Here is a 14926-nt window from a genome sequence, read left to right on the forward strand (position 1 = left end):
AGGAGGTGTCCCCCGATGGCCAACGCACACGACGTCGCTGCGGCAGTGCTCGCCGAGGTTGGTCGCGTCACGGCGATGAAGCTGGAGAAGCTCGTCTACTACTGCCAGGGGTGGCACCTGGCCCGCACCGGAGCACCGCTGTTCGCCGAGCCGATCGAGGCCTGGCGGGAAGGCCCTGTCGTCCCCCTGCTCTACCGGCAGCACCGCCAGCAGCTCTACGTGTCGGACTGGCCGCTCGGGGATGCCTCCCGGCTCACCGAATCCCAGCTCGACTGTGTCCGCTGGGTCACCCGCGAGTACGGAAAATTCTCGGCGGCTGAGTTGTCGACCATGACGCACAACGAGTTGCCCTGGCGAGCCGCTCGGGGGGCGCTGCCCGAGTCCGCCAGTTCCTCCGAACATCTCGACGTCGACCTGATGCGTACCTACTACGCGAGGCAGATGGCGAGCACGGAGACAGCGGTCGCCCTGGCCACTGCGAACGCCGCGATCGAGGGCGAGGAGTTCGACGAGGACTGGCAGGAGCGCCTTCGCGATGTGGCCTCAGGTCTGGTGAGCGCCGAGGACCTGATCGCCGAAGAGATCGCCCGCCTGCGCGGATGACCGATCCGTACTGCTGGCCGGGTACGGATTGCCTGGCCAACAAGTTGGGCCTGAGGGATGCCGCCGCCCTACGCGACGCCGAGTTCCGCCTCGTCTCGATCCGGGACGTGCAGGCCGCTCGTACCATCATCCCTGGCAACTACGGTTTGGGTCACCTCCAGGCGTTCCACCGCCATCTCTTCGGTGACCTGTATAAGTGGGCGGGCCAGACCCGTACGGTCGACATCAGCAAGCCCGGGGCCCGTTTCTGCCACTGGCGGTTCATCGACGACCAGGTGAGTACCGTCCTCACCGGACTGTCCGAGGACGGTTTCCTGCTCGGGTTGAGGCGCGAGGCGTTCGTCGAGTCGCTCGCCCACTACTACGGGGAGCTGAACGTCTGCCATCCGTTCCGGGAGGGCAACGGACGGACCCTGCGCGCCTTCCTGCGCCAGCTCGGCGCCGCGGCCGGCTACCTGCTCGACTGGTCGGAACTCGACGCGGCGGACAACATCGCCGCTTGCGTCCAGCACCTGAACACCGGCGAGACGCACCTCCTGACGGCAGCGCTCGATCCGGTCGTCCGGCGGATCAGCTGACGGCCCCGGTACCCGAACCATCCCGCTAATCAATGAGACGTCGAGCGCTCCGCGACGAACACACCGACGCCGCCCACCCCTTCCAGTAAGCCTTCAATCTTCAGGGCGTTGATCGCTTGGCGCACCACAATGGCCGATACGCCGTGCTGATGACACAGCTCGGAGGTCGACGGCAACTTGTCGCCCGGCGCGAGCGCACCGGACTGAATATCGGCGCGGATGCCATCGGCGATCTGCGCCCACTTCGCTTTGGCGGGCATGGACAACTCCCAGGTCTGCCCGGCCATTCGATCACGTGAAACTTTATATAGCAAGCAATGTTCGGTCCGACCCTTGCATGATCGATACCTGTTATATAAGGTCATGCACGGCTGGCTCCCAGGTCTGCAAACCCGGAGCTGGTCTGTTCCCACCGCGCAGAGCGCTCGGCCGACCATCCCGGACGGCCGAGCGTGCGCACTCGTCACCCGCACGTCGCACCGACGGGAGACCCGATGGGCGAGCGCACCGACGCCGCAGCCGCCGATGAGCCTTCGCCTCGATGCGGGACATCGAGGACGTCACCGAGCGCTCGTCCGATCACGGCAGGAGATCTCCTCCGCCTCGACCGCACAGCGAGCGTGCAGTTCTGTCGCCCGATCACCGTTCGCGTGATCCGGGAGATCGGAGATCGCCACACGTACGACGGCTGGACGTGGATCGAGGCGTACCAGCTGAACACCAAGGGCGACGCGGTCGCCAAGCGGGAGCTGTTCGTGCAGCCGGCCGGGCTGCGCTGGCTGGACAGCGGGGCAAGTGAAGGCGCGGTCGTCGGCCGCCGTGTTCGGACGGCCACGCGGACACGGGTGCCGGCGTGAGCACCGGCACCCGTCCACATCTACCGATGCGACCGCTCTGGATCTGCAGGCGCTGCGCTCACCCGTGGCCGTGCGCGGAAGCCCGGCTGGCGCTGCTCGCCGAGTACGCGAGTGACCGGCTTGCCCTGTCGGTCTATCTGTGCGGGCAACTGTACGACGCAGCTCAGGAGCTGCATCGCCTCAACCCGCACGAGGCCCCAAGCCCGCAGGCGCTGTTCGCCCGCTTCGTCGGCTGGGCTCCGTTGCGCTCGCCGCCGCTCTCCTGAGGACGGATGCGCTACGCCTCCACGGCTCGATCCTTCGACCTCGACCCGAGCGCTTCGACGATGGCGGCGAACTCCGCAAGAGCTGCTTGCAGGTCGTCGACGATCTCCTGGGCGATCACCTCGGGGGGCAGCAGCGAGTCGGCATCCTCCAGCGAGGCGTCCTTGAGCCAGGTGATGTCGAGGTTGACCTTGTCCCGGGCGATCAACTCGTCGTACGAGAACGCGCGGAAGCGCTCGGTCTCTACCCGCTCGGCGCGGTCCTTGCCGGGCAGGTAGCAGTCGACGAAGTCTTGAAGGTGTTCGCGCCGCAGCGGGTTCTGCTTCAGCGTGAAGTGCTGGTTGGTGCGGAAGTCGTACACCCAGAGCTTTTGGGTCCACGGCTGTTCACGGGCACGCTTGCGCTCGAAGAAGAGCACGTTGGCCTTCACACCGCCCGCGTAGAAGATGCCCGTGGGCAGGCGCAGCAGGGTGTGCAGGTCGTACTGCTTGAGCAGCCGGCGGCGGATCGTCTCCCCCGCGCCGCCCTCGAAGAGCACGTTGTCGGGCAGGACGACGGCTGCCCGACCGTCGATCTCCAGCAGCGAGGCAATGTGCTGGACGAAGTTGAGCTGCTTGTTGGCGGTGGTGGCCCAGAAGTCGCCCCGCTCGATCTCGCGTTCTTCGCGGCTGGACCGGCCGTCCTCACCGACGACCCGAATCGAGGAGCTGCGACCGAACGGCGGGTTGGCCAGCACCAGGCTCACCCGCCTGGCAGGTTCCTTGCCGAGTGCGTCCCCGACAGTGATGAGCGACGGCCCGTTCGGCGTGCCGATGCCGTGCAGCAGCATGTTCATGGCGGCCAGGCGGGCCGTGCCGTCGACCAGCTCGGTGCCGGTGATCGCGCCATTGGCGAGCCGCCGCCGCTGGTCGGGGGTCAGTGCGCCGCCGTAGTGCCGCTGAATGTGCTCGTAGGCGGCGAGCAGGAAGCCGCCGGTGCCGCAGGCCGGGTCGGTGATTGTGTCGTCCGGCGTGGGCAACATGCAGTCGACCATCGCGGCGGTCAGTGCGCGGGGCGTGAAGTACTGGCCCGCGCCGGACTTCGCGTCCTCGGCGCCCTTGGCCAGCAACTCCTCGTAGGCGTCGCCCTTGACGTCGACGCCGGTGCCCGACCAGGACTCCTTGCCGATCAGGTCCACGATCAGCCGCTTGAGCTTCGCCGGGTCCTGAATCTTGTTCTGCGCCTTGCGGAAGATGGTGCCGAGGGTGCCGCCCTCCTTGCCCAGCCCGGTCAGGATGTGCCGGTACTGCACCTCCAGCGCGTCGCCCTCGGCATCGAGGAGGGTCTGCCAGCTCAACTCGTCGGGCACGATCTTCTCGGGCCGCATGGGCCGACGTGCCCGCTCGTCGGCCATCTTGAGGAACAGCAGGTAGGTCAACTGCTCCACGTAGTCGATGGTCGAGACGCCGTCGTCGCGCAGCACGTCGCAGTAGTTCCACAGCTTCCGCACCAGACGGCGCGAATCCACAGTGCTCACAGCGGCAGCGCCTCCTGCTGATAGTTGTCGCCGGTCACCCTGGTCGGCGGTGCCGCCAGCTCTTTGCGGGTACGCGCGGCGCGTGCTTTCTGCTTCGGCGCGGCGGTTGCCCGTTCGGCCCGAATCCGGCCAAGCAACTCTGTCGCCGGCTCGTCGTCTGGATCCTGCGGCACGAGCCGCCCAGCGAAGGCCTGCGCCATCAGTGAGTCGCGCAGGGCTCGCGAGCGCTTCTTGGCGACTCGAAGCGATACCGCAAGGCGCTCGATAGCCAAGAGTTGACCTGCGGCATCTTCCACCAGCGCCGCCTGCCTCTCCGGCGGAGGCACAACGACAGGAAGCTGACGCAACGTCGAGATATTCACTCCCTTCACGGCCACGCCACGCGCGTGCCGCTTGAAGTAATTCTGCGAGAATGCACTCTGTAGATAATTGTGCAAGTACCCCGCATCAACCCCGTCGAGTGGCGCAATCCTTGCCACGTCCCGGCTAATATTCGCGGAGGGAATTTCCGCCGGGACAATAGCTGAGCGTTCATAGGAACCGCGCACTGCCATGACAATGTCGCCGGGCTTAATTCTTGCACCCGAAAACGCTTCGTCCAACTCCCTGCTGGTGAGGTGCAAAGACTTTCCACTCAGCGATCCCCCCGCGAGATCCTTCACCTCGACGTAGGGAACCACTCCGAGCGATCTCACTCGGGGCTTAAGAATGCCATAACGGATAACCCTAACAGGGTCAGTGACTGCCTCCAGGCTCAATATTGACCAACCTGGTGGACATGGAGGCGAAAGCGAAAGGTCAGGCAGAACTGGGTCTCTATAATCGCCGGAGGGATTGGCCTGCAACCAGACCTCTCGTCGACGTCGCCGAAGTTGCTCGGCGAACAGTTCCCCGCTGAGCGCATCCCCGAAGCCTGATCCCTGCACCGCGAAGGTGTGCACCGACCGCACGAATTGGGTTTGGCGAGCCATTGCTTGTGTTAGCGCCTGCTCGGCACAAGCAAGCCGAAGCAGGTGACCTTCAAGGACGGCGACAATGCGGCGCTGCTCCAACAGAGGCGGAACTGGTAGCAAGTAATTTTCTAGATACCGCCTAGGGACTCTTCGCAACCCGACCGCACCGGTCATGGAATTCTGTGCGGTTTTGCGAAACGACGGCCACAGGAGGTAGTACGCAAGGAAGTGGGGGTCAATCCCACCCTCCGAGCGAAGAGCGAAAAGTTCCGTGCTTCCAAGGGCTCGACCGGACTCAAGGTGCTGAGCCACAGCAACCTTGCCGTTCTCCATGCAGGGGGTTACCTTAGCGAACAGCACATCGCCATCTTGAAATGGCGTCAACGAGCGCTTCTTGGCCTCGCCATATGCCACTACCTGAGACACGTCCATGCGGCCCGTCTCCGCCTCGACAGCAGCCATCGGCACCAACGAGATGAGATCATCATCGCCTGGCTGTTGGTCGAATTTGCGCGGATTGATCGCTACCAAATCGCCGAGTCTTGCAGCGGTCCAGCCGACTGGCAGGTCGGTCATGCTGACAGCTCCTCGTTCAGCTCCGTCAGCAGTGGTTCGGCGCGCTCACCGAATGCGCCCGCGTACCCGTCGATGCCGCCTCGCTCCGTGAACGGCGCGCCCTCCAGGTCGTCTGGGCTGATCTCCACGCTGACCACTATCACGTCCTTGATCCTCTCCAGCCACCACGCCTGATCGGCAGTGAACGTAGCGCCCGCCTGCTCCTGTCGCAGCAGCCACCCACGGAAGCGTTCCTCGACCAGGCTGCGGTACGGGCGCAGCTCCTGGTCCAGCCCCAACTCATACCGCACGAGGCTGACAAGGTCGGTGATGCCCCGGTTGCCGGGGGCCTCGGCGGTACGCCCGAGCAGCACGTACGACTTCCACAGCGACTCGGGCGTCCACGCCTGCGGCGGCCGGGCGATCCGCGCGGCCAGCTCCTTGAGCTGCTCGTAGCCCACCCGGCCCCGGCCCTCGTAGAAGACCTGCAACGCGGTGATCTCGTCGCGGTGCTCCTCCAGGTAGTCGTGCCAGCTCTTCACGGTGACCTGGGCGCGTTCCTCGGCCGGCACGCCCTGTGCCGAGATGAGGCGGTCGGTGTTCACCTCGTCGATGGTGATGTCGTGTGCCCGGCGGATCTCCAGGATGCGTTCCCGCAGCGGCGGGTTCGCGGCGAGCGGGCGCAGCGCGCCGGCCAGCAGGTCCCGCACCGCAGCCGGGCCGGCCTGGGTGGCCGGGTTGAGCTGTTCCGGGGCCACCGCGTCGGTGAGGCCGCGCACGATGTCCTTGAGCGGCTGACCGGCGAGGTCGGCCAGTTCGGCGCGTTCGTCGTCGGTGAGCTGGTGGTTGAGCCGGGACAGCCGCGAGGCGAGCGTGGCCACCTCGTCGGCGTCGGCGGTCAGCGTGCCGGCCTTGCGGAGCAGGTCGCGCAGCGAGATCTGCCGTTCGGTGTGGCGTTGCAGCGGGACCGCCTCGTCCAGGTCGGCCTCGGTGACGCCGACCGCGTCGACGATGACGAACCGGTCCTTGACCTCGGCGTCCGGCGTGACGGCCTGGAAGTCGGCGGCATCGATGGTCCGGGCGCCGCGCCCCTTCATCTGCTCGAAGTAGGTGGAGCTGCGCACCGGGCGCAGGAAGAAGACGCACTCCAGGGGCCGGACGTCGGTGCCGGTGGCGATCATGTCCACGGTCACCGCGATCCGCAGCTCCGGGCTGTTGCGGAACGCCTGGATCAGCGTGTCCGGGTTGTCGCCCTCGCGGCGCGAGGCGTACGTGATCTTCTTGACGAAGTCGTTGCCCCGGCCGAACACGAGCCGGACCATCTGCACGATCTCCTCGGCGTGGTTGTCGTCCCGCGCGAAGATCAGCGTCTTCGGCACCGTCGAGCGACCCGGGAAGATCTCCTCGAAGAGCTTGTCTCGGAACGTCTCCAGCACCAGCTTGAGCTGGCCCTTCGAGATCACCGACCGGCCGACCTGGCTGCCGCCGTACGTGAAGTCGTCCTCCAGCTCCTGGTAGCGCTCGGCGCGGGTCCGCCGGTCCCGCAGCGGCACGACGGTGCCGGCCTCGATGTCCGCACCGCTCTCGGTGATCTCCGTCTTGATCCGGTAGACGTCGAAGTCGACATTGACCCCGTCGGCGACGGCCTGCTCGTATGTGTACTCGGACACCAGGTTCTGCTGGAAGAAGCCGAGTGTCTGCTTGACCGGCGTGGCGGTCAGCCCGACCACGAACGCGTCGAAGTATTCGATGACCGCCCGCCACTTGCCGTAGATCGAGCGGTGGCACTCGTCCACCACGATCAGGTCGAACGTCTCCGGCGGGAGCTGCGGGTTGTAGGCCACCTCGGCCGGCTCGTCCAGGTCGTAGCTGTCGTAGTCGCGGTCGTCCAGGTCGACATCGGGCAGCTCGACGCCACGCAGCGCGCCGTAGAGGCGCTGGATGGTGGAGATGACCACGGCGGACGAGTCGAGCATGCCGGTGCCGGAGAGCCGGTCGACGTTGTAGAGGTCGGTGAACTTACGCCCGTCGTCGGGAGCCTGATAACCGGCGTACTCCCGCAGCGTCTGCTTGCCGAGGTTGTTGCGGTCGACCAGGAAGAGGATCCGGGCGGCGCGGGCGTGCTTGAGGAGCCGGTAGCTGGCGGTCACCGCGGTGAAGGTCTTGCCCGCACCGGTCGCCATCTGGATCAGCGACCGCGGGCGGTCCTCGGCAAGCGATCGCTCCAGTCCTGCGACGGCGTCGACCTGGGCCGGTCGCAGACCGAGCCGGTCCAGCGCCGGCATCCGCCGCAACCGGGCCCGCAGCGTCGGCGCGGCTCGGTGGTCGTCGGCCTCCCGCATCCACCGGGCGAGGGTCGTCGGCTGGTGGAAGGCGAAGACCTCCCGGGTACGCGGAAACGGGTCCAGCCGGTTGACGAAGGCGGTCTCCGTGCCGGTGGCGACGTACCCGAACGGCAACGGCTCGTCCCGCCGCCAGGCGCTGAGCTTCTGCGCCGGGGTCAGCCCGTTCAGGTAGCGGTCGAGCTGCGCCTCCACTCCGCGCGGGGCGGTACCCTCCCGCTTCGCCTCGATCACCCCGACCAGCCGCTGGTCGACGTAGAGCAGGTAGTCGGCTCGCCCGCTGGCGAGCGTCACCTCGCGGACGGCGACGCCGGTGGCCGCGAACAGGTTGATCTGGTTCTCGTCCTGCACCACCCAACCGGCGGCCCGCAACTGCCTGTCGATCTCGGCCCGGGTCTGCACCTCGTTTAGTGGTTCGCGGGAGGCGCGGCGGGCACGGGCGATGAACTCCTCCCGCCGGGCGGCGGAGACCCGTTCCGGCTTCCGCTGCTCGGCGGCCCGCTGCGCCTCGTGCGCCGCCGGCTCCAGGCTCGCCACCAGGGCGGCGGCCTCGCCCTGGCGGGCGCTCGCCGCGCGCACCGCCTGTTCCGCCGCCGCCTGCGCGTCGGCCTGGGCCTGCACCAGGGACAGCTTGCCGTCGAGCAACAGCTTGGTCTGCGCCAGCTCGTTCTTGTAGCGCTCAAGCTCGGCCGCGAGCGCGTCGGCGACGCTCTGGGGCACCTGTTGGGGAGGCGGCGTGGGCGGGACGAAGCCGATCGGCGAGCGGTCGCCGGTCAGCGCGCGGTGGAACCAGACGCCCAACTCGAAGCAGGTCCGCAGCAGCTCCAGCGCCGCGCGCACCTCACCCAGATGATCGTGTACGGCGCGGTTGCCCTGGTCACGCAGCCGGTCGAACGCGCGGTAGATCTCCGGGACGAGAGTGCCGTTGGCCTGGAGCGCCTGCACCCGGTGGAAGAACTTCTCCGACTGCGGCCGTGCGTCGGTGCGGCGCACCAGGTCCTTCGCCAGCTCGTCGCCGAAGGCGCGGAGCTTGAACATCGCCGCCTGCGCGTCGGCATACACGAGCAGTTCGGCGCCGGCGCCGTACCAGACCAGGAGCGGATGATCCTTGAGGAATCCGAAGTTGGCGGACTGCTCCGCCAGCCGTCGTACCTGTCGCTGATCCACAGCTCTCCACGCGCGTCGCCGGGGAATGAACACGTCAGGATAGGAACGATCGATGCTTCACGCAGCACAGTCGAGCGCCGGAATCAGGTATCCGACAGAATCCGCTGAACCCTTCGTTCCCGTGGATCTTGGTACGGGGACGCCCCTTGCGGGGCGTGCGCGTACCAAGATCTGTCCTAGCGTGGTGCGACCCGGCAGCCGGGGTCGGGGCCGGTGTCGGCGACACCGCAGTGGAACACCTCGACCGGGGCGGCGTCCACGTCGGGCACCTTCGCGACGGTGAGCAGCGCCAGCCGCTTCGCGACCGGTTCACCGGAGTCCGGGGCGTACCGGATGAGGCCGCTGACCCCCGGGTAGCCGCCGGCGGCGTTCTGCCGCAACACCTCGGCGTGCACCCCGACCGGGTTGACCGAGCGGGGTTCCCAGCGGCGGCCGGTGTCGGCGTGGCGCAGACGGGCGGCGAGGCTCTCCAGCGCGCGTACCGTCATCATCGTGGCGTCGTAGGACAGGCTGACCCGCTCGCCGACCGGCGGGCCGGCCCCGGCGCGGCAGCGGGGCGGGTCGAGCAGGCCGTCCGCGCCGATCCAGGTGAGGAAACTGCCCCGGGCGTCGTCGCGCCCGGCCTGCGCGGTCCGCAGCGACGCGCACGTGGCCAGCGCTGCCTTCGACACGTACGTGACCGGCAGGTTGCCCGGCGCGCTGGCGCGCAGCCCCGGGTTGGCCATGAAGCGGTTCACCGAGTCGTCGGCGACCAGGTGCCGGGGCGGGTTCGCGCCGCACTCCTTGAGCGCGCGCATGAACCCGTCGAACTCCGACCAGCGGCCGGCGAAGAAGAGCATCCCCGGGTAGCCGCACTCCTGGGTGAGCCGCCGCCCGCTGCGCCACTCGTCGAGCCGGGTGATCCGGTCGCCGAAGCGCTCCCGCAGGCCGTCGACGAGGGTGGCGACGTAGAGGTCGTCGGTGAGCGAGCTGCCCTCGCCGGTGGTCCAGTAGACGTGCGCCTCCCCCACCCGCAGCACCTGCCGGGCGTACGCCTCGACCATCCGGGCCTGGTCCCGGTTCGGCGCCGACATGGCCAGGTAGAGGCTGGAGTTGGCGTCCATCCGGTCGGCCGACAGCGTGGGGGCGAGCACCGGCAGGCCGACCCGGTTGAGTTCGCGCAGCGCCGCCGCCGTGCTGGTGCGGCTGTCCACCAGCCCGACCACGCCGAGCACTGTGGGGTCGTCGCGGGCCAGCCCCTCCAGCATCCGTACCGCGTCGTCGGCGTGCCGCATCTGCCGCCCGGCGTTCGCCACCACGATGTGCAGCAGCGCCGCGTCGTCCGCCGCCGCCGACTCCTGGAGCAGGGCGTACTGGGCGGTGGCCATGCCCTCCAGCTCCTCCCGCTCGGAGACGTAGGACTCCTCGTCCGCGCGGGTCCGGTTGCCGGTGAGGCTGCCCAGGTAGACAAGCGTCAGGTAGGGGCGGCGGTGCTCGCTGCGCCGCCACACCTCCTCGGCGGCCCGGTTCTGGGCGAAGATGCGCCGCTGCACGGCGCGCAGCCGGTCCTGCCCGGGTTCGCTGTTGAAGACCTGCCCGGCGGTGTCGCTGTAGCCGACGCACTCCCCGCCCACGAGCCGGACGGCGACCCGGTCGGCGGGCCAGGGGCGGCAGTCCGGCGCCCACCGCCCGTGCGCCCACACGCCCAGCCCGGCGACGAGCGCCAGGGCCACCGCAGCGGGCAGGAACCGCCGCGCCCACCAGGGCGGGTCGGGCGCGACCAGGGCGGGCGGGACGCCTCCCACCGGGACGTCGACGTCCCGGTCGTCCGCCTCCAGCAGCATCAGCCAGGCGCCGGGGCGGCGTAGCCTTCGGTTCTCCGGCAGCGCCTCGGCCCACTCCTCGTACGCCTCCTCGGCCTGGGCCAGCGGCCGGGTCGCTGCCGGTTCCGGCGGCGGGCCGGCGGCGACCGCGACGACGAGCAGCGGGTCGTTGCGGCCGGTCTCGTTGCGTACCTCGTCGACGAGCCGGACCAGCGTGTGCCCGACGTTGTCCGGCCGCGCGCCGTCGAGCACCAGCACCGGATAGGCGGTGCGGCGCCAGTCCCCGGGCCGCCAGAACCGCCGCCGGTACGCCAGGCGCAAATCCTCCAGGAACGCGTGCAGCAGCAGCTTCTCCACCTGGGCCGGGTGTTCGCCGTCGCGCCAGCCGGCGGTGAGCCGCTCGGCGAAGCCGAGGAACGTCACCGACTGCCGGGGCGCCAGGTACTGCTGACGCATGAACCAGCGGTACTGCCGTCCCACCAGCGGCACCCGGCCGGAGACGGCGATCCGGAACAGGACGCTGGGCACGGCCCGCCAGAGCAGCCAGAGCAGCAGGTGCAGTGCGGTGCCGAGGCCGGAGTCACCGCCGACCTGGGGGTCGTCACCGGTCCGCCGTCCTCGCCAGTCCCGCAGCCGGCGGACCAGCGCGGCCCGGCCGCTGTCGGCCGCGTCCAGGTCCACGGCGAGCGTCTGGTGCATCAGCCAGTCGGCCAGCGGGTAGTGCCGGAACCGCAGCCGGGGCGCGCCGAACGCCTCCACGGAGAGCTGCCGGTGCAGCTCGCGCAGCACGGCCGCGACGTCGTCGCCGTCGGGCCGGGCGGTCAGGTCCAGCACCGCGTGCGGTACCCGCCGCCCGGCCCGGCGTGCCGCGAAACGCCGTAGCAGGGCCGCGACGGCGCCGTCCCCGGCGGGCCGGACCAGCCAGAGCAGCGGAAGCCGGCGGTCGCCGCGGCGGGGGCGCCGCAGCAGCCGGGCCAGCAGGGTGAGCAGTTCCGGGCCGCCGGCCGGGAGTTGCTCACGGACCGGCCGCGGCCGGGTCGCCGGTTCACGCATGGTCACCTCCGGGTCACATGCGGTGTCGCACCATTGTCGACGTTCGACGCAACCCGGCAGAGGGCCCCGCTCGACGGACGGATGTCGAGCGGGGCCCTCTGCTCACACGCCGATCAGCCGATGGCGGCGGTCAGCGCGGCCAGGTAGCCGTAGCGGTAGCCGTCGGCGTTCGGGTGGTATGCCTCGATGACGCCGCTGACGTCGCGGATCCAGGGCTCGGCGGCGCACACGCCGTGCCCGGCGAAGAACGGCCGCGCGTCGACGAAGGTGCCCCCGGCGGCGGCGACCCGGCCGGAGATGACGCCGTTGAGCGTGTCGGCGGCCTGGTTGAGGATGGTGCGCTTGTAGCTGCTCATCGCGAGCAGGCCGCAGGAGCCGGTCTCGAACAGCCGCGGGTAGCCGAGCACCACCAGCCGGGCGTTCGGGGCCCGGTTGCGGATCGCGGTGTACGTGGCGTCGAGCCGGGCGGGCAGCGTGGCGGTGGTGAACGCCTTGGACTCGTTGACGGCGCTCTCGCAGCTCGACGTGCTGCCGAAGCGGCAACTGGTCATCACGTCGGCGAAACCGGCGTCGTTGCCGCCGATGGTGATGGTGACCAGCGTGGTGCTGCTGCTGAGCTGGCCGACCTGGTTGTTCAGCACGTCGGCGGTGACCGCGCCGCCGCAGGCCGGGAACTTGAAGCTGGTCACCGAGTGGGCGGCGGCCCAGAGCGGGGCGTACGACTTCTGGCTGCGCAGGCAGGTGGACAGGTCGTACGGGGCGGCGCCGACGCCGGAGGAGTAGGAGTCGCCGAGGGCGACGTAGTTGACGGTGGCCGCGCGGGCGGCGCCGGGCAGGAGCACGGCGCCGAGCACGGCCGCCAGGACGGCGGCGAGCACGGTATGGACGCGACGGGACATGCAGAACCTCCACGGGGCAGGGGGTGGTGGAGCCCGTTGACCGCGCGCGTGGCCGAGGGATCGGTGGTGTTACTGGGCGGTAATGCTATCGAAACATTTGCCGAAATTGAATAGCCGAGATCGGCCGGACGGGAGCGATATGTTCACATCTGTCGATTAGGTTGGCGGTGACGACACCCGACGGAGGGAGTCCCACAGTGCGACGCGCACTCACGGCGGCCATCGCCGCCCTGACCCTCACCGCGGCCGGCACCACAGTGACCGGCGCACCCGGCCAGGCCGCACCCACCGGCTGGGGCCGGCCGCAGACCGCGGCGGCCACCCCGACGCCCGGCGGCCCCGGCCTGGGCGACAGCTACTTCCCCGACTACGGCAACGGCGGCTACGACGTCGGCCACTACGACATCCGGCTGCGCTACGAGCCGGCCACCGACCGGCTCAGCGGCACCACGACGATCCTCGCCACCGCCACGAAGGACCTGTCCCGGTTCAACCTGGACTTCGCGCTCGCCGTCGAGTCGGTGCGGGTGAACGGGTGGGTCGCCGGCTTCACCAGGGCCGGCGACCACGAGCTGGTGATCACCCCGGCCCGGCCGCTGACCACCGGCCAGCAGCTCACCGTCGTGGTGAAGTACGCCGGCGTGCCGTCGCAGACCACCGTCTACGGCTACACCGGCTGGACCCGTACCGCCGACGGGGCGCTCGCCGTCAACGAACCCGAGTCGGCCTGGTGGTGGTTCCCGAGCAACGACCACCCGAAGGACAAGGCCACCTGGGACATCTCCGTCTCGGTGCCGACCGGCGTCGAGGTGATCAGCAACGGCGTGCAGCCGCGCGACCCGCTGCCCGAGGCCGGCAACCGCACCCGGTGGAGCTGGCGCAGCGTCAAGCCCGGCGCCACGTACCAGGCGTTCCTGGCCATCGGCCAGTACGACATCGTCACCGACACCGCGCCGAACGGGCAGCCGGTGGTGAACGCGTACAGCACCACGCTCGGCGAGCGCCTGCCGGCCGCCCGGGCCAGCATCGAGCGCACCGCCGAGATCGTCGACTGGGAGAGCGGGCTGTTCGGCCCGTACCCGTTCGAGGCGCAGGGCGGCGTGGCCGGGCCGGTCGACGGCATCGGCTTCGCGCTGGAGACGCAGACCCGCCCGGTGTACGGCCCCGGCTTCTGGCGACGCGGCGCCAACCCGTACGTGGTGGTGCACGAGAACGCCCACCAGTGGTTCGGCGACTCGGTGTCGGTGGCGGACTGGCGGCACATCTGGCTCAACGAGGGCTTCGCCTCGTACGCCGAGTGGCTCTGGTCCGAGGAGCAGGGCGAGGGCACCGCGCAGGAGCTGTTCGACTTCACCTACGACAGCTACCCGGCCGATTCCGAGTTCTGGCAGGTGCGCCCCGGCGACCCGGGCCCGAGCGGGATCTTCGACGACGCGGTATACGACCGGGGCGCGATGGCACTGCACCAGATCCGGCTCACCGTGGGCGACGCCGCGTTCTTCCGCATCCTGCGTACCTGGACCGCCAAGCGGCAGTACGGCAACGGCACCGTCGCGCAGTTCCAGGCGCTCGCCGAGCGGATCTCCGGGCGGGATCTCGACGCGGTGTTCACCACCTGGCTGTTCACGCCGGGTCGGCCCACCGTGGCCACCGCCGCGCGGACGAGCGCCGCGCCGGCGCAGCCGGCCTCGTGGACGAAGATCCGCGCGGCGCAAGACCTGCTCGGCCGCTGACCGGGCGCCGGCCGGGCCGCTCTGCCATCGCGGGAGCGACCCGGCCGGCCGGTCAACGGGCGGTCGGTAGCGGTGCAGCGGCCGACGCCGTCCAGGGCTGCGCCGCCTCGACCGCGCGGATGTGTCGGTAGGCGAACCAGAGCGGCGGGAACGCGCCGACCGCGAACGAGAGGTCGACAAGCGTCCAGAACCAGGGGATGTCCCGGATCGGGCCGCAGATCACCGCCAGAGGCACGATGCCGGCGCAGGCGATCATGCCGACCTGGACCACCCACACGTTGCGGACCGGGTCACGCAGCGGCCCCCAGAACGCCACCGCGAGCACCAGGTGCGCGAAGGCCAGCCAGTCGGTGCCGTACCGCAGGAACGGGTAGTCGTCACCGGCCGCCACCAGTCCGACGTGGACCCGCTCGATCCAGTCGACAAGCGCCGGGAACTGCCCGGCGAGCGGATCGGTCGCCGCCAGCAGCCAGCGCACCTCGACCTCCAGCGGGAACGCGGTCACCCCGCTGAGGAAGAGCCCCGCCACCACCAGCCAGAGCCAGCGGCGGATGCGCCGCAGGCGTACCTCGACGTCCATGGCCGCAGCCTAATGACGGTCGTC

The 14926-nt window shown here is 69.7% G+C and carries 12 protein-coding genes; 5 read left to right on the forward strand and 7 right to left on the reverse strand.

What is annotated here, in order from left to right; translation table 11 throughout:
• The first annotated feature begins 15 nt into the window (after window positions 1-15).
• Window positions 16-603 (forward strand): Panacea domain-containing protein, encoded by a 588-nt coding sequence (locus ACGFIA_RS08600; protein ID WP_393259248.1) that lies wholly within the window; start codon window positions 16-18, stop codon window positions 601-603.
• Window positions 600-1181, forward strand: a complete 582-nt coding sequence (locus ACGFIA_RS08605) for a Fic/DOC family protein (protein ID WP_393259250.1) — start codon at window positions 600-602, stop codon at window positions 1179-1181. Before ACGFIA_RS08600 ends, ACGFIA_RS08605 begins: the two co-directional genes overlap by 4 nt.
• Window positions 1182-1210: 29 nt before the next feature.
• Here ACGFIA_RS08605 and ACGFIA_RS08610 read toward each other — a convergent pair whose 3' ends face one another.
• Window positions 1211-1468, reverse strand: a complete 258-nt coding sequence (locus tag ACGFIA_RS08610) for a winged helix-turn-helix domain-containing protein (protein ID WP_355096561.1) — start codon at window positions 1466-1468, stop codon at window positions 1211-1213.
• Window positions 1469-1675: 207 nt separating this feature from the next.
• On the opposite strand from ACGFIA_RS08610, the gene ACGFIA_RS08615 reads away from it, so the two are divergent.
• Complete coding sequence (locus tag ACGFIA_RS08615; RefSeq protein ID WP_393259252.1) at window positions 1676-2038, forward strand: hypothetical protein; 363 nt, start codon at window positions 1676-1678, stop codon at window positions 2036-2038.
• Between the two features lie 26 nt (window positions 2039-2064).
• Window positions 2065-2304 carry a hypothetical protein gene (locus ACGFIA_RS08620; RefSeq protein ID WP_393259334.1) on the forward strand — a complete coding sequence of 80 codons (240 nt, stop codon included), beginning with the start codon at window positions 2065-2067 and terminating at the stop codon, window positions 2302-2304.
• Window positions 2305-2315: 11 nt separating this feature from the next.
• Here ACGFIA_RS08620 and ACGFIA_RS08625 read toward each other — a convergent pair whose 3' ends face one another.
• The 5 genes from ACGFIA_RS08625 to ACGFIA_RS08645 all read right to left on the reverse strand — a co-directional run bounded on the left by ACGFIA_RS08625 (window position 2316) and on the right by ACGFIA_RS08645 (window position 12589).
• Window positions 2316-3818 carry an N-6 DNA methylase gene (locus ACGFIA_RS08625; protein ID WP_393259254.1) on the reverse strand — a complete coding sequence of 501 codons (1503 nt, stop codon included), beginning with the start codon at window positions 3816-3818 and terminating at the stop codon, window positions 2316-2318.
• Window positions 3815-5347 (reverse strand): restriction endonuclease subunit S, encoded by a 1533-nt coding sequence (locus ACGFIA_RS08630; RefSeq protein ID WP_393259256.1) that lies wholly within the window; start codon window positions 5345-5347, stop codon window positions 3815-3817. Before ACGFIA_RS08630 ends, ACGFIA_RS08625 begins: the two co-directional genes overlap by 4 nt.
• On the reverse strand, window positions 5344-8835 hold the full coding sequence (locus ACGFIA_RS08635; RefSeq protein WP_393259258.1) for a DEAD/DEAH box helicase family protein: 3492 nt from the start codon (window positions 8833-8835) through the stop codon (window positions 5344-5346). The genes ACGFIA_RS08630 and ACGFIA_RS08635 overlap by 4 nt, the downstream gene beginning before the upstream one ends.
• Window positions 8836-9011: 176 nt before the next feature.
• Window positions 9012-11690 (reverse strand): hypothetical protein, encoded by a 2679-nt coding sequence (locus tag ACGFIA_RS08640; protein WP_393259260.1) that lies wholly within the window; start codon window positions 11688-11690, stop codon window positions 9012-9014.
• Window positions 11691-11803: 113 nt separating this feature from the next.
• Window positions 11804-12589, reverse strand: coding sequence for an SGNH/GDSL hydrolase family protein (locus tag ACGFIA_RS08645; protein WP_393259262.1), 786 nt, complete (start codon window positions 12587-12589; stop codon window positions 11804-11806).
• Between the two features lie 197 nt (window positions 12590-12786).
• On the opposite strand from ACGFIA_RS08645, the gene ACGFIA_RS08650 reads away from it, so the two are divergent.
• Entirely contained in the window at window positions 12787-14322 is a 1536-nt protein-coding gene (locus ACGFIA_RS08650; RefSeq protein WP_393259264.1) for a M1 family metallopeptidase, read from the forward strand.
• Between the two features lie 52 nt (window positions 14323-14374).
• Here ACGFIA_RS08650 and ACGFIA_RS08655 read toward each other — a convergent pair whose 3' ends face one another.
• Window positions 14375-14902, reverse strand: coding sequence for a hypothetical protein (locus ACGFIA_RS08655; RefSeq protein WP_357380885.1), 528 nt, complete (start codon window positions 14900-14902; stop codon window positions 14375-14377).
• Window positions 14903-14926: the final 24 nt, after the last annotated feature.

The organism is Micromonospora sp. NPDC049203 (assembly GCF_043197215.1).
Lineage (GTDB): Bacteria > Actinomycetota > Actinomycetes > Mycobacteriales > Micromonosporaceae > Micromonospora.